Origin of the sequence: Bdellovibrio sp. SKB1291214 (assembly GCF_002209355.2) — a bacterium.
GTDB lineage: Bacteria > Bdellovibrionota > Bdellovibrionia > Bdellovibrionales > Bdellovibrionaceae > Bdellovibrio.
In genome coordinates, this window is the sequence record NZ_CP106855.1 from 18,255 (window position 1) to 41,787 (window position 23,533).

The 23,533-nt window shown below is 44.6% G+C and carries 23 protein-coding genes; all 23 read right to left on the reverse strand.

Annotation, left to right across the window (positions count from 1 at the left end; all coding sequences use genetic code 11):
• Window positions 1-13 precede the first annotated feature (13 nt).
• The gene (gene lepB, locus B9G69_RS00105; protein WP_088616599.1) at window positions 14-691 is read right to left on the reverse strand and encodes a signal peptidase I; all 678 of its coding nucleotides are present in this window, start codon (window positions 689-691) and stop codon (window positions 14-16) included.
• A 59-nt stretch (window positions 692-750) separates the two neighbouring features.
• Window positions 751-1,176 carry a hypothetical protein gene (locus tag B9G69_RS00110; protein ID WP_088616598.1) on the reverse strand — a complete coding sequence of 142 codons (426 nt, stop codon included), beginning with the start codon at window positions 1,174-1,176 and terminating at the stop codon, window positions 751-753.
• Window positions 1,177-1,307: 131 nt separating this feature from the next.
• On the reverse strand, window positions 1,308-2,021 hold the full coding sequence (lepB, locus tag B9G69_RS00115; protein ID WP_088616597.1) for a signal peptidase I: 714 nt from the start codon (window positions 2,019-2,021) through the stop codon (window positions 1,308-1,310).
• Window positions 2,022-2,024: 3 nt separating this feature from the next.
• On the reverse strand, window positions 2,025-2,822 hold the full coding sequence (lepB, locus tag B9G69_RS00120; protein WP_265437890.1) for a signal peptidase I: 798 nt from the start codon (window positions 2,820-2,822) through the stop codon (window positions 2,025-2,027).
• Window positions 2,823-2,827: 5 nt separating this feature from the next.
• Entirely contained in the window at window positions 2,828-4,627 is a 1,800-nt protein-coding gene (gene lepA / locus B9G69_RS00125) for a translation elongation factor 4 (RefSeq protein WP_088616595.1), read from the reverse strand.
• An 80-nt stretch (window positions 4,628-4,707) separates the two neighbouring features.
• Window positions 4,708-5,817, reverse strand: a complete 1,110-nt coding sequence (gene metK / locus B9G69_RS00130; protein WP_416220942.1) for a methionine adenosyltransferase — start codon at window positions 5,815-5,817, stop codon at window positions 4,708-4,710.
• A 377-nt stretch (window positions 5,818-6,194) separates the two neighbouring features.
• On the reverse strand, window positions 6,195-6,545 hold the full coding sequence (hpf, locus tag B9G69_RS00135; protein WP_088616593.1) for a ribosome hibernation-promoting factor, HPF/YfiA family: 351 nt from the start codon (window positions 6,543-6,545) through the stop codon (window positions 6,195-6,197).
• A gap of 182 nt (window positions 6,546-6,727) precedes the next feature.
• Window positions 6,728-7,291 carry a 5'-nucleosidase gene (locus B9G69_RS00140; protein ID WP_088617269.1) on the reverse strand — a complete coding sequence of 188 codons (564 nt, stop codon included), beginning with the start codon at window positions 7,289-7,291 and terminating at the stop codon, window positions 6,728-6,730.
• A 16-nt stretch (window positions 7,292-7,307) separates the two neighbouring features.
• Window positions 7,308-7,805, reverse strand: a complete 498-nt coding sequence (locus tag B9G69_RS00145; protein WP_088616592.1) for an adenine phosphoribosyltransferase — start codon at window positions 7,803-7,805, stop codon at window positions 7,308-7,310.
• Window positions 7,806-8,045: 240 nt separating this feature from the next.
• Window positions 8,046-9,488 (reverse strand): RNA polymerase factor sigma-54, encoded by a 1,443-nt coding sequence (rpoN, locus tag B9G69_RS00150; RefSeq protein ID WP_088616591.1) that lies wholly within the window; start codon window positions 9,486-9,488, stop codon window positions 8,046-8,048.
• A 28-nt stretch (window positions 9,489-9,516) separates the two neighbouring features.
• Complete coding sequence (gene lptB, locus B9G69_RS00155) at window positions 9,517-10,239, reverse strand: LPS export ABC transporter ATP-binding protein (protein ID WP_088616590.1); 723 nt, start codon at window positions 10,237-10,239, stop codon at window positions 9,517-9,519.
• Window positions 10,236-11,261, reverse strand: a complete 1,026-nt coding sequence (gene lptC, locus B9G69_RS00160; RefSeq protein WP_088616589.1) for an LPS export ABC transporter periplasmic protein LptC — start codon at window positions 11,259-11,261, stop codon at window positions 10,236-10,238. The genes lptB and lptC overlap by 4 nt, the downstream gene beginning before the upstream one ends.
• 18 nt (window positions 11,262-11,279) lie before the next feature.
• On the reverse strand, window positions 11,280-11,879 hold the full coding sequence (locus B9G69_RS00165; RefSeq protein ID WP_088616588.1) for an ExbD/TolR family protein: 600 nt from the start codon (window positions 11,877-11,879) through the stop codon (window positions 11,280-11,282).
• Window positions 11,879-12,355 (reverse strand): ExbD/TolR family protein, encoded by a 477-nt coding sequence (locus B9G69_RS00170; RefSeq protein ID WP_088616587.1) that lies wholly within the window; start codon window positions 12,353-12,355, stop codon window positions 11,879-11,881. The genes B9G69_RS00165 and B9G69_RS00170 overlap by 1 nt, the downstream gene beginning before the upstream one ends.
• 26 nt (window positions 12,356-12,381) lie before the next feature.
• On the reverse strand, window positions 12,382-13,098 hold the full coding sequence (locus B9G69_RS00175; RefSeq protein ID WP_254916991.1) for a MotA/TolQ/ExbB proton channel family protein: 717 nt from the start codon (window positions 13,096-13,098) through the stop codon (window positions 12,382-12,384).
• Window positions 13,099-13,143: 45 nt separating this feature from the next.
• Complete coding sequence (locus B9G69_RS00180) at window positions 13,144-15,465, reverse strand: AgmX/PglI C-terminal domain-containing protein (protein WP_088616586.1); 2,322 nt, start codon at window positions 15,463-15,465, stop codon at window positions 13,144-13,146.
• Window positions 15,462-15,734: a hypothetical protein gene (locus tag B9G69_RS00185; protein ID WP_088616585.1), complete on the reverse strand. Its 273-nt coding sequence runs from the start codon at window positions 15,732-15,734 to the stop codon at window positions 15,462-15,464. Before B9G69_RS00185 ends, B9G69_RS00180 begins: the two co-directional genes overlap by 4 nt.
• A gap of 23 nt (window positions 15,735-15,757) precedes the next feature.
• On the reverse strand, window positions 15,758-16,612 hold the full coding sequence (locus B9G69_RS00190; RefSeq protein WP_088616584.1) for a tetratricopeptide repeat protein: 855 nt from the start codon (window positions 16,610-16,612) through the stop codon (window positions 15,758-15,760).
• Entirely contained in the window at window positions 16,612-19,827 is a 3,216-nt protein-coding gene (locus B9G69_RS00195; protein ID WP_088616583.1) for a tetratricopeptide repeat protein, read from the reverse strand. The genes B9G69_RS00190 and B9G69_RS00195 overlap by 1 nt, the downstream gene beginning before the upstream one ends.
• 5 nt (window positions 19,828-19,832) lie before the next feature.
• On the reverse strand, window positions 19,833-21,407 hold the full coding sequence (locus B9G69_RS00200) for a tetratricopeptide repeat protein (RefSeq protein ID WP_088616582.1): 1,575 nt from the start codon (window positions 21,405-21,407) through the stop codon (window positions 19,833-19,835).
• Window positions 21,404-22,237, reverse strand: a complete 834-nt coding sequence (locus tag B9G69_RS00205; protein ID WP_088616581.1) for an outer membrane beta-barrel domain-containing protein — start codon at window positions 22,235-22,237, stop codon at window positions 21,404-21,406. Before B9G69_RS00205 ends, B9G69_RS00200 begins: the two co-directional genes overlap by 4 nt.
• Before the next feature lie 13 nt (window positions 22,238-22,250).
• Window positions 22,251-22,994, reverse strand: a complete 744-nt coding sequence (locus tag B9G69_RS00210) for an outer membrane beta-barrel domain-containing protein (protein WP_088616580.1) — start codon at window positions 22,992-22,994, stop codon at window positions 22,251-22,253.
• A 3-nt stretch (window positions 22,995-22,997) separates the two neighbouring features.
• Window positions 22,998-23,501 carry a KdsC family phosphatase gene (locus B9G69_RS00215; RefSeq protein WP_088616579.1) on the reverse strand — a complete coding sequence of 168 codons (504 nt, stop codon included), beginning with the start codon at window positions 23,499-23,501 and terminating at the stop codon, window positions 22,998-23,000.
• Window positions 23,502-23,533 lie beyond the last annotated feature (32 nt).

The following is a 23,533-nucleotide window of genomic DNA, read 5'->3' on the forward strand; positions in this document are numbered from 1 at the left end:
CGCGGGTTTTATGTCAATGAACGGTGGAAAAAACTCTTTTCCAACGCACTGTAGGATAGCGGTCTCCGCCCCATTTTTCCTGCCAATCCAATGACAACCAAATCAAAACGACCTTGCCGACAATTTGCGATGTCGGAACTGTGCCCCAATAGCGCGAGTCGTCACTCGCATCACGGTTATCTCCTAGAATAAAGACTTCATCGGGCGGAACGACGATCGGTCCGAAATCCTTATTTTCCCGCTGCTTTTGAAAAATCACTTTCCAAGAGGAGTCTTGAAACTTTTCTTGGAAAATTTCGAACATGTCTGAATTTGGATTATCGCCAGTATCAACAGTCACTTTTTCATAGTGAAGGGCCTCATCATTCAAAACAATCCGACCATCTTTGATTTGGATTTTATCTCCAGGTAAGCCGATCACGCGTTTCACGTAAGAAATGCCTGGCTGATTGCTATAGTTAAAAACGATCAGGTCACCGCGCTCTGGAGATGTGACGTCCCATTTTCTATCTGTGAATGGTAACTGAATACCGTAAGAGAGCCTGGAAGAAAAAATAAAATCGCCAGGTTTTAGGGTTGGCTGCATTGAGCCCGTTGGCACTTTATAAGCCGTGATCAAATAGCTGCGCACGAACAGCGCAAAAAAAACCGCGATCACCAAAGTTGTTAAGTATTCTCGCCAACGAGTCATAAAAAAATGTTAACCAACTTTTGGGATCGCGGATAGCTTTTTTGAGAAAGCGACAATTACTAGTAATCGTATTCGTTGATCGGAGACGGATCTTTATTTTCCATATAGATGACAGCGCGAGTATTGTTCAATGACGGATGAAGAATCGTTACAGAGCAACCACTGTTTTCATTGCCTGGAGTCCAAACAACTTGGATTTCGTAAGCTTGCGTGAATTCTTTTTTTGCGGAATCGTAAGCGCTCTCCAACAAGATTGTTTTGATAACCTTACATTGGAAACCACCTGCTTGAGTCTCAACAACAGCATTAGGAACAACTGTCGTGCTGCTGTTAACAACAACACGCAAAGCGATAACTCCGTCTTGGTTAGAAGCTGCAACGGCTTCTACGTCGGTTCTTTTATCTTGAAGGTTTGTGTAGTTATTGCTGTACGCGAATGTGCTTAAGGACGTTAAAAGTGTGACTACGAAAGTAAGCAATTTCATTGATATCTCCTTGGATTTACTAATTGATGGAGTAGGGATATCACAGCCGTCACCCACCCTCTAATGCATTGCATTAGCAGTGTAAAATGAACCCGGCTTTTATCATTTGTGAATGAACTAAATAGCTGAAATTAATGGAGGGTTTTAAACAAGCGAGACCAGCGCATTTGGGCCGGATCACACATAAATGTCATGGTCGGAAGTGTATTCTCGCAGGAAAGCCAAATCGCCCACGCGCGGCCCACGATATAATCCTTCTTCACAAATCCCCAGACCCGAGAATCACTTGATTGATCACGGTTGTCGCCCATAAAGAAGAAATGCCCTTCAGGGACTTTAAAGACCTGAGGGCTGACATCCTCATCAAACTTGTAATCCATGAAACGAATCGCATGAGTGTTCTTATCCATCGTTTCTTCAAAGTATGAAAAACCTTTTTCGTTCTTATCGTCATCAAACTGCACCAACGGAATTTCACTTCCATTGATTGAGATGCGTCCTGCTTTCACCGATACTTCATCCCCGGGCAGGCCAATCAAACGCTTGATATAATAGACATCAGGATTTTCGGGATATTTAAAAACAATGATCTGCCCGCGCTCGGGTGACGACCATTGAAACATCCATTTATCTCTAAAGGGAAGATGCAAGCCATAGGCAAATTTTTTAACCAAGATATGGTCGTGCACCAAAAGGTTCGGAATCATACTTCCAGAAGGGATCACAAAGGGCTCAAACAAAGCCCAGCGTACTCCCATCACCAGCAGAATAGGAAAAAGGAACGTTAGAATCGCTTGATTCCACGTTCCCTTTAGGTTTTTTTCCACTGGCTGTTTTGAATTCATCTATTAATTTACTTGATGGAAAAAGCGAGTCCAACGAATCGTCAAAGGATTGCAAAGCATCGGAAGCGCCGGAATAGTTTCTTCACAAGAAAGCCATACGAACATCGCACGACCCAAAATATTTTGCTTAGGCAGGAAGCTCCAAACACGGCTATCCATCGAGTTCATACGGTTATCACCCATCACGAATAAGTGATCTTCAGGAACAACGACTGGACCGAAAGTTTCGTAGAAGTCCCCTTTACGAAGAAGGATCGCATGATCCTTACCTTCCGTAGCACCTTTACCTGGTGGCAAAGCCTCCGTGAATTCAACGTAATTTGATTTTGCATCGTTGACGTTACCATCACGAGTGAAGTCCGCGTCACGCAACCAATTGAACTCGTCCTGGTTTGCAGGAACTTTCTTTTCGACCGGTTTATCATTCACGTACAAAGTTCCATTTTCATAATAGATTTTATCGCCAGGTTCCCCCACGATACGCTTGATAAAGAAAGTGCTCATGTCACGTGGATATTTAAAGACGATGACTTCGCCACGTTTTGGTTCGTTGAACTTCACCATCCAGTTTTCGCTGAAGGGAACGCGCAATCCGTAAGTCAATTTGTTCACGAAGATATGATCATGGATCAACAAGCTTGGCAGCATGGAACCCGATGGAATCACATACGCTTCAACAAAGCCCCAGCGAATGAAAAGAGCAATGAATACAGCAAGAAAAAGAGAACCCCATCCCTCAGTCCAAAAATGCTTTGTTCTCCAGTCCCAAGGAACCGGTTTGTTGTCTTGTTGTTTTGACATGATGCTTAGTCCTCAACTTTCAAGATGGCCAGGAATGCTTCTTGAGGGACGTCGACAGAGCCGACTGCCTTCATGCGTTTCTTACCTTCTTTTTGTTTCTCTAAAAGCTTACGTTTACGAGAGATGTCACCACCATAACATTTGGCAGTAACGTCTTTTCTGATCGCACCTTGAGTTTCACGTGCGATGATTTTTGAACCGATCGCCGCTTGAATATTAATTTGGAACTGCTGGCGTGGGATCAGCTCTTTCATTTTTTCTGTCAGCTTACGACCCCGAGTTACGGCTTTTGATCTGTGAACGATTAACGACAAGGCATCAATCGGCTCAGAGTTGATCAAGATATCCAATTTAACTAAGTCAGATTCTTCGAAGCCAATAAATTCATATTCCAAAGACGCGTAACCTTTAGAAATAGATTTAAGACGGTCATAGAAATCCATCACCATTTCATTCATCGGCAGTTTGTATTCGATGATGACTTTCTTTTCGTTTACATACTCCATTTTCAGCTGAGCACCACGCTTGTCTTCACAAAGCTTCAGGATACCGCCGATGTATTCAGTCGGAGTGTGCAACGTGACCTTCACGTAAGGCTCTTCGAATTTTGCAATTTTAGATTCATCTGGCATGCCTGATGGATTTTCCAACATCATGACTGTGCCGTCGGTCTGGGTGATTTGATAAACAACCGTTGGAGCTGTGGTAATTAAATCAAGATTGAATTCGCGCTCTAAACGCTCTTGCACAATCTCCATATGAAGCAGGCCCAAGAATCCACAACGGTAACCGAAACCCAAGGCTGCTGATTTCTCAACTTCGTATGACAGCGAAGAGTCATTCAAGCAAAGCTTGTCCAAAGCATCTTTCAAACTTTCATACTCTGAAGCAACGACCGGGAAGATACCGGCAAATACCATCGGCTTAATTCTTTGGAAACCAGCCAACGGCTCTGCCGCTGGATGTTTCGCTGCCGTTACAGTATCGCCCACTTTAACGTCGCGAATATCTTTGATACCGCAGATGATAAAGCCCACTTCACCCGCTTCCAAAGTTTCCTGAGGCGCTGGGAATGGTTTGTATTTACCCATGCGCAAAACTTCGTAATCACGGTCCGTCGCCATGAACTTAATTTTGTCGCCTTTTTTAATTGTACCGTCCACCATTCGAACCAGGACGACAACGCCTTGATATGCATCGAACCACGAGTCAAAGATCAACCCGCGCGGAGTGAGCGTGCGATCTGCTTTTGGTGGCGGAACCTTTTCAACGATGGCTTCAAGAATATCCGTAATACCGATTTTCTCTTTGGCAGAAGCGTGAATGATACCTGTTGTATCCAAACCAACGGTGTCTTCGATTTGTCTGGCAACACCTTCTGGGTCGGCAGACGGCAAATCGATTTTGTTCAAGACAGGAATGATCTCAAGATTATTTTCCATCGCAAGATAAACGTTTGCGAGAGTTTGCGCTTCCACGCCTTGAGCAGCATCAACAACCAAAATCGCGCCTTCACAGGCTGCCAAAGAGCGAGATACTTCGTAAGAGAAGTCCACGTGCCCCGGTGTATCGATCAAGTTGATCTGATAGTCGTTTCCATCTTTCGATTTGAAATCTAGACACACAGTCTGAGCTTTGATTGTGATCCCACGCTCACGCTCAAGTTCCATGTTGTCCAAGAACTGTTCTTTCTTTTCACGATCGGAAAGAGAACCAGTTACGGAAAGAAGACCATCTGCCAAAGTTGATTTGCCGTGGTCGATATGAGCGATAATTGCAAAGTTACGTATATACTTAGGATCCATTCGCGCCATTATATAAAAGAAGCGCCGAGTTGCTAGAGACAACTCGGCGCAATGATTAATAAATTTGAAAATTCAGCAGACTAAGAAAGTGCCTTTACAGCGCTTTTTAGTTCTTCGATCTTATTTAGTTTCTCCCATGTGAAACCTTCTTCAGTACGACCGAAGTGGCCATAAGCCGCTGTATTCGAGTAGATTGGTCTCAAAAGGTCCAAATCCTTCGTAATGCGAGCTGGACGCAGGTCAAAGACCTGGCGAACTGCTTTTTCAAGCACTTCAGAACCAACTTTGCTTGTACCGAAGTCATTTACAGTAATGGAAACCGGTTCAGCAACACCGATCGCGTAAGCTACTTGAAGCAAGCAGCGGTCTGCCAAGCCTGCACCAACGATGTTCTTAGCGATGTGACGAGCTGCGTAAGCTGCAGAACGATCCACTTTAGAAGGATCTTTACCAGAGAATGCGCCGCCACCATGTGCACCGTGACCACCGTAAGTGTCCACGATGATTTTACGACCCGTCAAACCAGCATCCCCCATAGGGCCACCCGTTACAAAACGGCCTGTCGGGTTGATGAAGAATTTTGTTTTAGAGTCGATCCACTGAGCTGGGATTGATTTTTTGATCAACTCTTCAGTGATGAATTCTTTGATTGTTGCATTCGAAACAGAGTCCGCGTGTTGAGTGGAAATAACAACGGCGTCGATGCGTTTCGCAAGGCCGTTTTCATACTGAACAGTCACCTGAGATTTTGCATCAGGGCGCAACCAGTCCACCTTGTTGGCTTTACGAATCGTCGCCAAATCTTTCACAAGTTTGTGAGACATCGCGATTGAAAGAGGCATCAACTCAGGAGTTTCATTGACTGCGTAACCGAACATCAAACCTTGGTCGCCGGCGCCTTGGTCGTCAGACAAAGTCTCTTTAACACCGACAGCGATGTCTGGAGATTGTTGGCCAACTGCAACCGTCACTGCACAAGTTTTGTAGTCAAAACCTTTGTCAGAGTGGTCATAACCAATACGTTTAACAACATCACGAGCGATTTCTGAAAAGTTCACTTTTGCAGAAGTCGTGATTTCACCAGCAACAACGATTAAACCTGTCGTTAGCAAAGTCTCACAGGCAACGCGACCTTTAGGGTCTTGAGCCAAGATAGCGTCCAGAACGCCATCGGAGATTTGATCGGCCATTTTATCCGGATGACCTTCAGAAACAGATTCACTCGTAAAAAGATAGTTTTTCACTTCTTATTTTTCCTTATCGAGAGGATTGCCACACCCTAACCGGGGCAGAGTGCAACTAGGTTTGATTGAAGACATTTTAAGTCAGAATCGGAACCTATCAAACTCGTATTTGGGGGTCAACCAATTGCCGGAACCTTCTTAAGGAAAAGACTGATACGCATTCCTCTCGCCCCTGCCCAAAGTGCACGTTAAGGCTTCGGCGATCTCCCATGGTTGCAACGCTCTGAGGATCATGAGCACTACCTGAGGTTTTGATGAGGTCATGAAACGACAAAAGGTGGTATTAACCACCTTTTGTTAAACGAATATCTATTTAAAATGATCTATGCGGCTTTACGCACGCGCATCAACTGATTCAGGCGCCCTTCCTTTGAAAGCTCGGGCTTTTTATGATCTTTGACCATTTTGGCAACTTTCAAGAATTGCTTTTCAAGCTTATCCACGCATGAGTCCACTGCTCCGTACGCGTCCACACCGAAAGCTGAAGCTTTGAAATACTTCTCGCGGGTGTTTACTGAAATTTCCACGCAAAACTCATTTTTGGTTTTACTAAAGTAAACAGTCCCGTAACCATCCCTTAGCAGAAATTGACCGATCTCGTCCATGCGCTGCTCTGTGTATGTAACAAGTGAATCGGAGTGATCAAGATGCTTAAAGGTTGTGTTCAATTTCATTTTCTCTCCTCCAGCCCCTTTCAAGGCCTTTAGTTTACGGGTGTGTTTCCCAAGAGCGCTGCTAGCGCTCTTACTTAGCTTATCGGGTCCGCTGGACCAAAGATGAGCTCTATATTGAGACCCGGAGAGAATAATTTGCGGTTAATTCAAATTCTCGTTTTGAGAAAAATAATTTTCACGGTTTATGCTGGAGCGCCGTCTTCGGATGCGATCATTTTCTTATAAAAAGTTAATAGCTTCTTGGCACCTGGTAAAAGATTCGCCGCCCAGTCATTGTGAGCGTTGTGATCAGCTCCATCCGTGATGTACTTCAGAGAGATTAATTGCACACCCATTTTGCGGCAAACCTTGGCGATTGCATATCCTTCCATATCTACAAGGTCACAAGGTAACCTAGGAGTTCCTGTCTCGAAATTATCACCCGTACTGCACACACCATGGGGAAGTTCTGAAAAATAAGGGATCAAATCGATCACGCCAGGAATCGGATCAAAGGGAGTCTCCCCCACTTTGAATCCCAATGGCGTGATATCCATGTCTCTTTGGACAAAAGAAGAAACCTCAACAAGATCATGAGTTTTAAATTTCGAACTGCCTGCTGTGCCCAGATTAATGATTACCTTGCATTTGGTCTTATGAATCACATCCATCGCCGTCAAAGCCGCGTTCACTTTACCTATTCCGGTATAATGAACTGGAATGTTTTCGCCTTCGAAAACACCTTGGGATTCATGTGGAAGAGCCATCAACACAGCAACGTCTTTAATATTGAACAAGGGAATAAACCTCTTTGCCGTTAAATTTCATTTGATTCAAGAAAGTGAGGTTCACAAGAACCGCCACCGACTGCACGGTATAACCAGCAAGGGTGCTCAAATCAATAGCCGCTTGCAAAGTTCCACCTGTCGCCAAAACGTCATCGACGATCATGATGTTGCCACCACCCACTGGAAGCTCAATTTCCGCAGTTCCATATTCAAGTGCATAAGAAATCTTTTTTGTCGGAGGAGGCAGCTTACCTGCCTTACGAATCGGCAAAAAGCCTTTCCCATGAATGGCCGCCATGTGCGAAGCCAAAATGAATCCCCGAGACTCGATGCCTGCGAAATATTGAATCTTAGAAAGATCCACACCATTCACCAAGTTTTTAGAAACAAAATTAAGAGCCTCAGGACTTTGCAAAAGTGGAGACATATCACGAAAAAGAATCCCCTCTTTAGGGAAGTTCGGAACATCTCGAATCAGCTTCTTCAAATCCATGGCACTCTCCTTCTCAAACGGAGCCAAAATAAAACCACTGGCCCAACAACTCAATGAAAATTGTTATTTCACGCGAAAAGAATGATCCAAGTCACCAGGCGCAGACCTATAATACAGCCTCGAAACCGAGTTCCACAGCCAAATCTGCCAAGCTGAACAGCGATAAAACAAACATCGAGCCCCTTAAAAACACGAAGTCCCCGCACGTTTCCGAGCGAGGACTGAAATGTTTCCGGGTTTCTAGAAGTATTTCTTCCTTTGGGAAGAAGGAAGTATTTTGAGGACGTCGCGATATTTTGCAACTGTACGACGAGCGATTTGAATGCCGTCGGTTTTTAGCAAATCCACGATCTTTTGGTCAGACAAAGGATTTTTAGGATCTTCTTTCGCAACCAAATCTTTGATTTTTACTTTGACCGATTCACTAGCTAACGAATCCCCATCACCAGAAGCAATACCGGAATTGAAGAAGTATTTCAGCTCGTAAATACCTTGTGGCGTATGAACGTACTTGGCCGTCGTCACACGACTCACCGTGGATTCATGCATCCCGATGTCATTCGCGATATCGCGTAAAACCATCGGTTTCAAGTGCTCAGAACCCTTTTCAAAGAAGTCGCGTTGATGTTTTACGATCGACTCGGCCACTTTATAGATGGTTCTTTGTCTTTGATGGATGGATTTAATCAACCAAACAGCAGAGCGAAGTTTCTCTTGAATATAATCCTGAGTTTTATCGCCGGTTGTTTTTCCACTCTTAAGCATGTTTTTATAGAAATTAGAAATTTTCAAACGTGGCAAACCGTCTTCATTCAAAGACACCACGTAATCATCGCCGACTTTGTACACGTAAACGTCTGGCGTGACATAGTGAGTTTCACTAGAAACGAAAGCACGTCCCGGTTTTGGGTCCATGGCATAGATGATCTTACACATATCAACTACATCTTCGATATCACGACCCAAGGCCTTTGCGATCGCTTCGTAGTTTTTCTTTTCCAGATCTTTCAAGTGATTATTGATCAAGTTCACCAAATCATGAGTGTCTTCTTCCAAGTGTTTCGCTTGAATCAATAGGCACTCTTTAAGATCACGCGCACCCACACCTGGCGGGTCGAACTCGTGAATCAACGTCAAAGTATCTTCCAAAAGATCTTTGTCGATTTTTTCTTCTTCAGCCAATTGTTCCATTGGCACTTTGAAGTAGCCATCATCGTCAATCGCACCGATGATCGCATCGGCAGCTCTTTCCTCTTCCTCAGAGAAACCATTCATCTTCACTTGCCAGTATAAGTGGTCATGTAAAGTTTGAGAGGCCGTGATGACATTTTCATAGTTCATGATCTCTTCAGAACCAGACATGCCGGACTGAGGAGGTTTTTGATTCTGCTCAATATAGGATTCCCACTCGAACTCATCTTGTTTTTGTGGGTCTTGAGATATTTGATCGTTCGTGGATTCAGCGGAACCTTCGCCCGCAACTTCGTCGGACGCTTCTTTCGTACGTTGCAGATCTTCTTCTTTAAGTTGTTCTGCTTCTTCTAGAATAGGGTTTTCTTCAAGCTCTGAACGAACCGCAGACTCCAGCTCCATACGTGACATCTGCAACAATTTGATTGCTTGTTGCAGTTGCGGCGTGATGACCAGAGATTGACTCAGGTTCATGGTCTGTCGAAGAGCCATTGTTTACCTTTCTAAAAACGCACTAGCGTTAAAGCCTAAAATTTTCACCGAGATAGAATTTACGGGCAATTTCAGAATTCGTGATTTCATCAGCACTTCCGCTAACCTGAATCTGCCCGTCCTTCAGTATATAAGCATAGTCGCAAATGCCCAAAGTCTCACGAACGTTGTGATCTGTTATGAGAACTCCTATACCTTTGGCCTTAAGTTCGCGGATGATATTCTGTATATCACCGACCGCAATGGGATCAATCCCCGCGAAGGGCTCATCCAGTAAAAGGAATTTCGGTTCACCAGCAAGAGCGCGAGCGATTTCAACACGACGTCTCTCACCACCCGACAAGGCATAACCATAGCTGTCACGGATATGACCAATACGAAGCTCTGAAATCAAAAGCTCCAACCGTTCAGCTCGCTGAGCTCCGCTGAATCCATGGGCCTCCAAAGCAACGGTGATGTTCTCGGCAACTGTCAGTTTACGGAAGATACTTGGCTCTTGCGCCAAGTAACTTAAACCGACGCGGGCCCTCTTATACATAGGTTCTTTGGTGATATCGTCTTCATCCAGACGGATGGAGCCACGGTCCGGTTGAACGATGCCAACCACCATATAAAACGATGTTGTTTTACCGGCTCCGTTTGGTCCCAACAAGCCAACAACTTGACCTGATTCCACAGAAAATGAGGCACCATCAACGACTTTACGTTTTTTGAAACTTTTTGAAATGTCTTTGATGGTCAAAATACTCATTTATTTTCCTTGTTATCCATCTTGGCACGTACTCTCTCAACCTTAACCTTTTTTCCGCCTTCGAGAAAGATGATTTCCTCACCACTCAGCTCGTCATTGTTTTGAATTACCTTGGGGCGGCCTTTGAAAACGTATTTATTTGCAAGAAGGTCCAGATTGACAACATCAGCCGTGGCAAATTTGTCAGCATCGCTGACTTTAACGCCACCCAAAATGCTGATACTGCTAAGAAGATTTGTACCACGATCATACAGGAAACTCGCTTCAGGACCCTCCAACCGCATTCCATCATAATTCATGCGCACTGTCCCTAGGAAGCGTGCCATATTGCTTTTGCCACTGAACTCAGCACCATCAGCCACCACATCGAAACGTTTGCCATCATTCATAGCTTTGGTTGCAGACACTTTTTCCCGAATAAGCATTTTGGATTGATCAACCAACACCTGCATGCTGCGGCCCTTTACGATTAAGCCGCCGCCAGTTTTATCACGAGGTCCTTCCATATAAACCTCTTCGGGACTTAAGATCTCTCGCTTCGTAGCAGCATATGAAATCGTGGGAGTTTTAAATACATATCCATTTTCAGAACGCGTGATGACATTGCCCTTAATGCTAAGGTCCTTGGAGTTTGCGTCGATGACACCTTCATCACCCGTTGCCGTAAATTCCACTTTTTCTTTGTTATAAAAAAACACGCGAACTTTTTTAAGCTTCCAGTTACCGCTCCCCTGACTGCCTTCGGCTGCTTCAGAAAACAATTCCCAATCGCGGTTGCCCTTTTGACTTTCAACCAAATGAACGCCACCCATGCGTTGTTCCGCCAGGGTACCTGGAGCTTTGTTTGCAGGTGCATTCTCACCAAGCTCTGCCAATTCTTTTTTTCTTTTTTCTTGGAGTTCGACACGAGCTTGCACTTGAGCGTCATCGTCGTGTTCGAGTTTTTTAGGAAATACGATTAGAACCTCAACGAACAATAAAACTAAAAGTACTGCAAAGATGAGGTTCTTGAACTTAGCCATGGATCGATTCTACCCAAATTATTGGGTAGAAGTCGACTGGTTAGAGTTTTTGGTCACTGCGAAATTAATTTCGCCAGCGCCCGCTTCTGTCACCGTGAACATAACTTTCTTCACCGTGAGGTAATCGATACCTTTATCGGCTTGAATAGTTACTTTGCTCCATGCATTAGCATCTTCAGTGTTTTGACCTTTAGTCTGATCAACAGCATCTTTGATTCTATTTTGCAGTTTTGCTTCGTAATCAGCTTTGCTTTTTGCCAAAGCAGCCGTCAATTGTTCTTTCAACTTTGGAATATTCCAGTCATCTGCGCCTGTTGCTTGAACTTCTGCAAATGTTGCTACTGGGTCCTTATCCAAAACGATCTCTTTGTTAGAGATTGTTACGACGTGAGCCGGCTTTAATTCTTTAACACTCGATGCCTTCGGAAGCGTCACTTCTTTTGGCATGTAAAGGATTTCGCCCGTCGTATTATAGTTTTGAAGAAGGAAGATAACGAGAACCGTGAACATGTCGACCATCGCTGTCAAAGACAGAACTGCCGTCACTCCACGCTTCCCTTTTTTCTTACTTAAAATATTGTGATAACGATGTCTTTCGCCTGGTCTAAAGATTGCCATTATTGAGGCGCTCCTGTTGCGACTGAAATCGCACTAAATCCTGCGGTTAAGCAGTTATCCATTGTTTTGATCAACTGATCGTATGGCAATTCATCTGCCATGGTCAAAATCGCGTCGACTTTCTCAGGGTAAATTTGTTTAACCCTTTGAAGTTGAGCGATAAGGCCAGCATCGTCAAATTGTCCGCCTTGCATAGGAAGACTGATGACTTGTTTCCCAACAGTTAAAACATAACCAACAGGCTTCACGTCCACCTTCAACACCACATCCGCATTTGGCGGAGGAGTCGGATTTGGCTGAGTGTCGGATTTCTTACCGTACAAGGAACTTCCAATTTGAATCATAGAGATCTGAGTCCAAACGGCAGTGATCAAGAGGAACGTAATAAGTACGCTCATCAAGTCAATAACAGGCACGAGATTCAACTCGATATTTTTCTGCCTGCCACCGGATTTGCCCTCTTCTATGTGAGCCATGCTAACCTCTAAACTTATCTAAAAAATTAATCTCTGATTTTTTCTCTGTTTGCTACTACTAGATTCAAAAGAGACATGCTTGTTTCAACAACTTCATTCTCTGTTTTTTGAATACGATGTTGGAACAAACCGTATGCAACGATACACACGATAGAAACTAAAAGACCGAACGCAGTACAGTTTAGGGCATGCGAGATACCTTTTGAAAGTTCCAAAGCTTTTGTAGCAGGGTCCGCCGCCGCAACTGCACGGAAGGAACCGATCATACCGATGATTGTACCAAGTAGACCCGCAAGTACCGAGATATTACCGAAAACTGCAAGGAAGGAAACCCAACCTTCAACTTTTGGCATCTCTCTCATAACTGCTGCATCCATTGCCACTTGAATTTCTTCATCGGGGCGTTTGTTCATTGCTTGTACTAGGCCCGCTTTAACTGTGTTCGTTAAAGCTGCTGGACGAGCATCGCAATAAGAGATTGCTTGGCGAAGATCACCAGCTACTACCATGCGGAAGATTTGATCTGTGAATTCTTTTTTATCCACGTTCAAATTTTTAAGTTTCATAATTCTATCCACGATAACGATGATAGACATGATCGCGATTGCCGCGATGATGTACATCACAATACCGCCTTCAGAGAAAGCGCGTTGGATAAAATTCATATTGTCGCCTGTTGCAACTTGCATTGCTGCGTTAGTTGCTGACTGTGTTGCTGCTGCTGCTGCGTCTGTTGGGTTCACGAAAACTCCTCCTGTAGAGTAACTTTAATTCTTAATTTATTAAATCTATTGTTGGTTCAAAACGAATGGATAAGCTTCGATCACTGCCACTAAACCTGCTGGAGGCTCAGGGAATGTCCAACTTGCCAAACGATCTCTGATACAGTTTTCAACACCTTTATCACCCAGTGTTGAGCTCTTCACTTTCACGTTGCGGGCCTGACCTTGTGCTACGATTTCCCATCCCAAGATAACTTTACCTTCAAGACGAGTTCCCTTAGCTTTCGTATTCAAAGCTCTTTCGTAACAGCTTTTTACTTCGTGAAGCTTCGCGCGAATAACACGACGAATAGCTTCTTTGTCGATAGTACCGTCGAAAGATTCTTCCATACCGCCACCTTCGATGGCCACTTGGGATTTCGAACAGAAACCTTCAGAGGCACCGTAAGCAGATTGACCTGACCCACGACCTTTAGTTCCGACACCCGCGATACCTTGTGTCGCAGTTCCTTTACCGCCGGCACCTGAATCTTTGAACTTAGAACCTAAGTCGTCACCGGCTCTGTTTTCATTAAAGCCTGACGTACCGGTCGCCTTGTCGGCCATACCTAATACTTCACCTTGGCCAGAGTAAGCTTGATCAATCTTCCCACGGTTACCACCGCCACCGAAGGCGCTGAATAGACCCACTTTAGAAAGGTCTTTGTTCTTGGATTGAGCATTCGCACTTGCCGTCTCACCCATTTTCACTGCGCCACCTTGGCGAGTTGATGTGAACTTTTTAGTACGATCTTTAGTTTCTTTAGGCGCAACTTCACTAGCTTTTGCTGCTTGTTGAGCTTTTTGAGAAACCTGCGGCTTGTTCTCTGGCTTTTTCTCTTGTGCCTTCTTATCGTTATCGTTCACCACCACTTTTTTAGGTGTTGGTGTCGGAGTCGGCTGCTGCACCGGAGTTGGTGATGGAGCCGGAGGCGTTGGAGTTGGAGACGGTTTCGGCGGAGGCGTTGGTGTCTTATCAAAGATCACCTGTGCGATACGCTGAACTTCCTCTTGCTTGTTTGTCTCCCAATCTTTCGGAGTTGTTGCAGAGATGTACAATGCAAGCAAGCCCACGATAACCAAAGACATAACCATACCCGTCATCTCTGAGCCCGAAAGCATCACAGATGTGATAGGCACCACCGGAGCCTGAGGCACAAAGCGGATATACAAATTCATGTATCCACCCGGCAACGTCAGACAAAGCATTTCATTTTGATCTACACGAATAGAATAACCACCCCCCGCTCTTTGCGCGCGGCCGTTCTTCTCTAGATCTTCGATGGCTACCAAACCTTGGGATGCCACCATCTCAATTTTCATGTCCGCTGCAGTGTTAACTTTCAAACCACCTGCCATATCCAGAATTTGGAAGCCTTTTGGCATGATTCCATCTGGTAAAGCGATACTGTTTGGTTTGTCTTCACCCAAGTTAACATGAACAGATTGATTCCCTTTAAAGTTGTACGTATTCAGGATGCGCTCTTTCCAAGCAACTATCACTTGAACCGTAGGGCCTTTTCCAGGTTTCAAATAAGTTTTCAAATCTTGAATTTCACTTGCAGGAGCGAAAGTTTTAACTTTCTTTTCCTTTTTAAACGAAACCTTACCCGTGCGAATTTCCGGACGCGCTGGAGATGCTGCGGAAGTAACTCCACCCATCGCTGGAGTTGCCGTAACAGGAGCCACAGAAGTGGTTGACGTCGAAGGAGCAACTGATGCCACCGGAGGTGCAATTGTCGCAGGTGCTTTCTCGTCAATTTTAGGAACTTCAGTCGGAATCGCTATCTTAACTTCTTCCTTCTTCTCGATGACAGGTTCAGCTTTTTTCTCAACCACTGGTTCTGCTTTTTGAGCAGGTGGAGGAGTTGCAGCTGGCGGCGTTGTCACCGGTGCTAACTGAGCTGGAATCGAAGTCAAAGTTTCAGTGGAAGTGGGTGCTGGAGGTGGGGCAACTGGCGCCGCCACCGCCGGAGCTGGCACTATGCCTGCAGCTGTGTCTTCTAACTTGTCTGCAGCCTCTTCGCCTGGAGGCGGAGCTTTAGGCTTTGGCACTCCTAAGAAGAACACGATCTTGAATGGACCTACTGTCACTTCGTCACCCGAAGCGATGCCTTCATCAAGAACGGCTTGGCCGTTTTTGAATGTTCCAGTCTGTGAACCAAGATCACAGATATAGTAACCAGAGTCACGTCTTTCTAATAGACAGTGAATTGGCGATACTCCATCACCATCAAGGTCGACGTGAACTTCTTCAGAGTGACCAATCACGATCTGATCTTGATCGAACTGCTTCACACCGATAAGTTGATTATCTTTAAAAATTCTGAATATTAACGGCGATCTCAATTACTACCTCGAACTCGCTGAATGTCTTCTGCTGATTTTCTCATCTCAGGGATGAAATTCTCTCTGAGTTTGATCAGTCTTTTATAATTGAAATTCTTTTTCTGGAAGAGATACGACAACTCAGGCTTCTGAGTACCACCCTCTACCAACTCATCTTCGAAGTTAAGCGTTGCTTTACGCTCTTTTTTCGCAGCTTCTTGCGCGTTAGCAAAATTGCAGGCCAAGGAGATAAGTCCAAGCAATGATATGTATTTTAAAACTCGCAACATGATGCACTCCCTCGAGGATTCACTTATTTTAAACCTGCTTTGGCCTTGTTCTCCAAAGCATTTATTCTATTACTCGACCCTGTTGGCCCGCCTACAAACTTTAGTCTGCTTATAACTTCTAATCCGTCTTTATATTTTTCCATTTTATCGACCAGAAGAATAGCATAGTTCAACATTGCTTCGCGGTTGTTGCTGTCTTCCTTAACGACTTTCTTGTATAGGTCGGCGGCTTTCTCGTAACTTCCTGTAGCGGTAAGTGCGATTGCATAATTGTTTAACACACGTGGATCACGCACGCCTTTGCTATAAGCCATCTCAAGCGCCAATAGACCTTTTTTGTAGTCTTTCTCTTGAACATAAATCGAGCCAACGTTTGCGGATGCAACTGGCTCCATCGCATTTACGGAGAGCGCTTTTTTAAAGGACTTAATGGCTTCACGTCGTTCATTTTGAGACATATAAACCACGCCCAAATTTGAATACAACTCAGCAGCACCCGGGTTTGCCGCGATACCTTTGCTTAAAAGGTATTTCGATAAATCAAAACGCCCTTTTTTGTAGTGGTACATCGCTAATGCGTTCAACGCGCGAGGATCGTTACCGTTCTGAGCAAGAATATCAGTCGCCGCACGGTAAATGCCTTCGTCACTCTGAGACTTAATCGCCGCGTTCAAGTTCGAATACTGGGACGAAGCAACAGGGGCCGCTTTCACTTCCGGAGCTGGCTCGTCACGCTTTGCTTTTGGAGACTCTTCCTGAACTGTCGGAGCGTCAGTCACCCCGTCCAGGCCAATTGAATCTTCCGAACTTTGATTCGACTTCGGAGTCGAAGAACATGCGGCAATAAATAATACAGTAAGCAATAAATACTTTTTCATTATTGACCCATCCAATTAACAAGACGAAGCTCAGAACCCGTTTCACCGTTGTTGTAATAGTTCACAGGATCCACTTTGCTCATGTAGTCCAAGGCGCCGTGGTAAGCTTCGTTGTAGGCTTCAAGTTCCCACGCACGATCAACACAGGCTTTGTAACTGTCTTTTGCTTTCCCTACAAATGGAGCAGCAAACTGTTCAACGCCCGCCTTATATTGTTTTGTCTCTTCCGGATTCAAGCCTGGAGGAAGTGGCGCATTTTGGATGGCTTGGGCCATATTCAAATTCGCATCACCTAACAACGCCAAAGAACTTACGATCTCGTCAGCACTGTCGTACTTGATCACCTCAACCAATTCACCTGAAAGCTTCGTTACCAATGCAAGTTTTCTGTCAGCAGCTGCTTTTTGTCTTGCAGGGTTTGCTGGGAAATTGATTGATTTCATTTCCTTAAACGTTGCTTGAGCATCTTGGAACTTCAACTTAGCTGCATAAGAAGCGCCCGGGCCTTTTCTATTCGGAGCGAAACGTTTTTGAATCGCCAAAGTTTTACCCGCCCATTCTTTCGAACGAGTGATTGCGTTTACTTCCTTCGACAAAGAATAAACCCAGTAAGCACTTTCAACGACTTTCTCTTGATCACGACCACCTGTCTCCACGTATTCCATATAGTTATGGATCGCAGCACCCTTTTGACCGGCCTTGCGATGAATCGTCGCGATGTTATAAAGAACTTCCACATTCTCACTGCGTTTTTTGTTCATTTTCGTGAACTCAGTGTAGGCACGGATAGCTTCATCACCACGGCCTAATGCTTCGTACAGAACCGCAGCATTAAACATCATGTTCGCAGAAAGTGGATCTTTTGGATTCTCTTGCGCTAACTGTTTGTACAATCTAGCTGCTTCTTCGAACTGTGCGGAATCTTGATACTGTTTCGCCAAGAAACGACGCACTTTAGGTCTTAGTTTCTCAGCCTCTGGATCTTTAGAAGCGATCACACCTTTGTATGCAGCAATGGCCATACCGTTTTGACCGGCACGTTCATAGTTGATACCCGCATTGTACAAGGCTGTCGTTGCCAGATTCGAAGTAGGATTCTGTTTCGCAAAAGCCTCATAGGCTTGAGCAGACTCAGCAAACTTCTTTTGGCCCTCAAGATCTTGACCCTTTTTGAAGGATGCTTTTTCCATGATACCGCGGATGTCTTTACCCACTGGAGACGCTGCGATAGAAGGTACGGCTAACATTTCGGCGCCAACTTTTTCCAGACCGGCATAGTCTTTCTTCAAGTTGTAAACGTCCAAGATCAAGTTCGCAGAGTATTCAGAGTACTTAGATTTCGGATGAGTTTTAACGATATCGCGGAACACCTTAACTGCCTCATCGAAATGATTCGATTGATAGTACAAGCGACCAATACGGAATTTGATTTCCGGAGTCTTTTCAGAATTCGGGAATTTACTCACGTACCATGTTCCAGCTTTGATGAAACGATCCACTTTTGGATCCAATGGAATCGGATCCAACGAGTTACCCACACGTTTTTGCATTTCTGCGTCGGTTGGGATCGTTTTTTCTACTGCCAAGATCAAGTTCTGCGCCGCTTTTGGAGCAAACTTGCTGTTCGGAGCTTTTTCAGCAACCCATTGGTATTGAACGAAAGCCTCGTCGTAACGTTGCATATCGTACAACAACTCCCCGTAGTAGAAGTGCATATCACCTGCTACCGGAGAATCGGAGAATTCAGCTAAATAAAGCTTATAACCTTCGTTTGCTTGCGTTTGAGAGAATTGCGCACGAGAGTTTTGAGCCGTTTGATGTTGCTGCAAGATATAGTTACGCAGTGTCGTTTCACGCAACTTATAAGAGCTATCCATCAACTCTTTATTTTTATTATTCGCTGCGTACCAGTCACTGCCTTTGCCGTAATCTTTCACCCAGCCATAAAGTTCATCTTTAAAGCGCGCTGTATTCTTAGCATAAAAGAAGTTTTGAACAACTTGGTATTGATACTCAAATGCCTTAGGAGAGGTCGGATTACGCGCGATCAAAAGCTTAAAGATGTCACGAGAAGCATCTTTATTACCACGAGACTGATATTGATAAGCTAGTTTTTCCAAGTAAGCATCACTGCCTTGACCGATCAACCCGTCAAAGTAGTTCGCAGCATTCGCAGGATCACCACCCTCAGCATAGAAAATAACCAAGTCGCGCATTGCTTCGCCTTCTAGGCGAGTGCGGTTAACTGATTTACCCGCGACTTGTTCAGCTTCTTCCTGACGGCTGCTTTTGATGATGTATTCAAGATACGCAAGACCTTGTTGAACTTTGCCCAAGCGGAACAAGCACCAACCGCCTTTGTACATCGCGAACGTGTGCAAACGGTGCTTTTTTTGCTTGATCAAGAAAGTGTATTCTTTGTAGGCATCAGCCCATTTTTCATTTTCAAAATAGTATTCACCCAAAGCAAAGTGCGCTTCACCCACGAAGCTTGAATTTGGATAACGCTTTGTTAGATCTTCATAGTATTGAGCACCTTTTTTGACGTCGCCCAACTCAAAGTAGTTATAACCCAAGAAAAACAATGCTTGTGGCATTTTTGAATCTTTAGGGAAATCACGTTGGAACCATTCGTACAATTGGACTGCTTTACGGTTATAGTCGCGAGCTTCCTCAAGTTCCAACACTGGCTTACGATTCGTTTTCTTTTCATTGTAAGCACGAAGCTTTGCATCGTACTCGTCCTGTTTACGGGAGTCGACCAAGCCTGATTTTTCGACGTAAAGCTCTGCCAAACGCAGCCACAACTCACCACGGTTAGGGCTTGTTTTAAATCTCTGTGTCAATTTGTAAAGTTCTTGGATCTGTTGATCCAAAATCTTTTCATACTGAGCTTTTTGGTCGCCACTTTTCGCTTTGCTCATCATGATCTCAGAAGAACGTGGCGGTTTGACCGCCGACAAGTTCACTTGATTCGCTTGAGCGCCGAAACCCATATTAGCATTAGCTGTCGGAAGTGCCGTCGCGTCTTTTTTAGCTTTAGCATTATCACGATCAGCTTGAGCCAATAACTCACCCACAGTTTTTGCGCGTGATGAAACCGCTGGCGCTGCCTTGCCTTTTTTTGCAGGGGCAGCAAGCACTGGTTGTAAAGAACCCGAAACCAGTGTCGTGATTAAACTCGTAACAAGAAGCTTATGCCTATTAAATTTCATAATTCCTACTCGCAACTTTGTTTGCCCAGATAGTGATAGTTACCGATTTCATCCAACCAGAATTCGCCTTGGAACGGATAATACTGGAAGCCGTTTTCGATGTAGAACTTACGGTTTACGTTATCGTCAATTTGCTCGCCCAAGTCTTTGCCAGCAATTTTCTTTTTAACGCTTTCTTTTCTGCCGTTGATCATTTCGTAACGGATAAAGCCAGCTTGTTCATAAAGATCGTGAAGCTCAGCTCGCATGTTCAACAAATGGGCTTTCATCATATCGCCCACCGCAAGTTTCGTGTTTTTCATACGATTTGCGATGATTTTCAAAGAGTACTGACCCAAAGCCGATGCACGGAATGTGGGGCTGCCTTCAACACGCGCTTTTTCTTGGTTCAAACGAGCCAAATAGTTCATCGCACGTTTCACGTCGCCTTGATCCATGATGTTTCTAAGAACAATGTAGGGAAGGTGAAGATTCGCCGACTTATCAGTCGTTTTGATGATCTTCGCTTTCTCTAGCTCTTGATAGTAATACGTATTGTCGTTCGTGCTCTTGATGAAATTACCGATTTTTGCGCGAATAGGACCGTAAGTCGTCTCGAACAAATTCAAGACTTTCTCCATTTCATCGTATTTACAGATGTAAAGGTAAACAATGGAACGAAGAAGTAAACTCTCCGGCATATAGAAGTCTTCGTAATATGCCGAGTGGAGAGTTTGGAAATTACTCATCGCTGAACGGAAACGAGCTGCACGCAACATAGCCCAAGATTGCTCAAAGACTGCATCATGCCAAGCCAAAGTATCGCGAGGGACTTGAGAGTAAGCTTCGATAGCTTGATCCCAATCTTTCTTTTGATAGAAAGCACGAGCCAAAGCCAACTGCGCTTGAACTTTGTTTGTGTCTGTGACGGGCGCGGCACCACGTGCCTCGATCATGTTTTGGAAAACCGTGATCGCTGCTGGAACTTCATTGGCTTCAAGTTCAGACAAACCACGGTTGTACAATGCTTGGAAGTAATAGCTGCTGTTGGCACCTACACGACCGAACATATCGATCGCCTTTGCAAACTGACCGTTACGACGCTGGATTTCTCCGAGGCGATAGTAAACCATGTCTTTTTGGCTTGCTGGAATCGAGTTCAAATCCACACGTGAAATCGCGTAGTTTAGAATCGTGTCATCGCCCAAACCATCGGCCACGATAGAAAGTTTTTCGATCGCAGGTTTAGAATAACGAGGATTTCCTGAGCGAATCACATCCACGAATTGGAAAGCCGCCGTTTGATACAATTTCAATTGCATCAACATCGTACCCAAAATGTATTTAATTTGAGGACGTTCTGCTGCCAGTTCTGGTTTTCTTGCCAACGTGAACAAGTTATTCGCGGCCGCTGCATACTGACCGTTTTGAGCCATTTGCAATGCTTTTGCCAATTGCTGTTTCGCATTTGGAGGAGCCACTGCTCTGCGAGCCGCAGGTTGAGCCGTACGTTTTGCCGGTGCTTTTTTTGCCGTCTGCGCTTCAGACACGACCGGCATGATCATACTTGTTGCGATCAAGAGTAAAAGTTGTTTTCTCATCGGTATGTTGCCTCCGGAAAGAACCAGCTCACGCCTACAGTTAAGAACAAGTTATTGAAGTTGTTATCGGACTTAGTTGTGCCCGTCACATTCCCCATATTGTCTTTAATTTTGTTGGTGACTGTCGCATTGTAAAAGTTCCAGCTGAAGTCCCAGCGGAATGCTACAGATTTCGTCAAAGAGAAAATCTGACCAGCAGCCACGTGAATTGTTCCGCAGCTTTGACCCGTTGAAGCTTCCGTCATCCCGTAACCACCAGAAAAATACAAATCGAATGGAACGATCCGGTTATTGAACCAAGTCATTTTACCGTAGATCGGCACCCACATTAAATCGGCACCCATATAGGATTTCGGATAAGCCAAGCTTTCCGTGGAAACACCGTTATTTGTTTCAAGTTCACGTGTCGATTCACGTTGAGTTGTCGTCAAACCAAAATAGTTCAACTCCACACCCCACGTTTCAGTCAGGAAATAACCGGCTTTTAAAACGCCACCCATCGTATTAAAGAACGGATCGTTCGTTACGATAGTACCGCCACCGAACAACTCGAAACGACCTGTCTTAGGCATGAAACGTTTTTGGATAATCGAGATTTCTTGGAAAGGCGCAAGGTTCGCAAGTCCTTTGAAATCAGTCGTATTTTTTTCTTCGTCAGTATTATAGCTCTTTGCTGCAGCGGAATTTTCGATAGTCGGCTTTTTAGGAGCAGACTTATTCATTTCAACTTCGATGACATCCACATCGTCACCAGCCTCCTGGGCGTTCGACAACCCCGGAGTCAGCATCGCAGCGATCAGTAAAAATGCGATTAGTTTTCTGTTCAACATCTTTCAACCTCGCTTAAAACAAGTAAGACAAACCGACATCGAGGTTTGTAGTGTAAGTGAGTCGCTCTTCGAATGAATCTTTAGCTGGAATAGGATTCGACGTATTCCCTGTGGAGCCGTCGTTCATCGAATTCTTTTTAAATGGAATAGGTGCTTGATTCATGTACAAACGAAGATCAAAACGCAAAGCCCACTGTGGGCTAAAGTAAAACTTTTGACCGATACCCAACGCCAACGCCGCATATGATTTGTTTTCAAACTTAACCATACCTAATGCGCCAGAACCGAACAGCATCGTATTAATAACCATCGATTTCGTCAGAGACATTTTTCCATAGAAAACCTTGACGTTATAGTCAGCCATAATCGTCATCTCTGGTTTTGGTGCGCGGTTGTAATCAAGACCATACTCTTTATGCAATTGATTGGAATATGTTGAAAGACCCGAAGAGTTCTTAGCAAACAACAATCCGATCGCATTGTCTTCGTTCCAGTTGTAGTAAGCCGAAGCACCAAATTTACTGACGTCATAAATCGGTTCTGTCAAAGCCATACCGTAAAACAAGTTCGCATCTACGCGGCCTGCGGTCACAACACGACGGTTTTTAACACTCACCGATTTATCAAAGATCGGGAGTACGGACTCTTTGGCCAGCTCTTCTACTGGCAACTCAACCAACTCAGCCGCGAATGCTGTCTTATGAAGAAGCAAAGCTGCACCAATGATGATCAAGGCTTTCAAACCATTCTTTAGCATGATTTACCTACCTGAGGAAAACGCCCCATATTTATAAATGTAATCACAAACTTCACGAACTGCTCCGCAACCGCCTGGTCGCTTCGTCACGTAATCTGCAATCTCAATCACTTCATCAACTGCTTCAGGAACTGTGGCCCCGAAGGACACTGCTTGCAAAAGTGGGATATCGAAAATGTCGTCGCCCACGTACGCCATTTCATTTGGTGAAATGCCGGATTCTTTTTGCAGCTGTAAGAAAGAAGGCTCTTTGTCGAGAGCACCTTCATAGAAATAATGAATACCAAGGGACTTTGCGCGAGCTCGCACATCCTCTGCCTTTGTGCCAGTGATGACCGCGATCTTGTAACCCGCTTCTGTCAAACGTTTGATGCCCACGCCATCGCGGATGGAGTAAAAACGGCGCCACTCGCCGTTTTCAAACCATATGCGTGTGTCGGTCATGACGCCATCGACATCGAGCACCAACATCTTGATATTTTTAAGTTTTGATATTTCTATTGCCACGAAATCATTGTGGGAAATTATTACTACAGGAG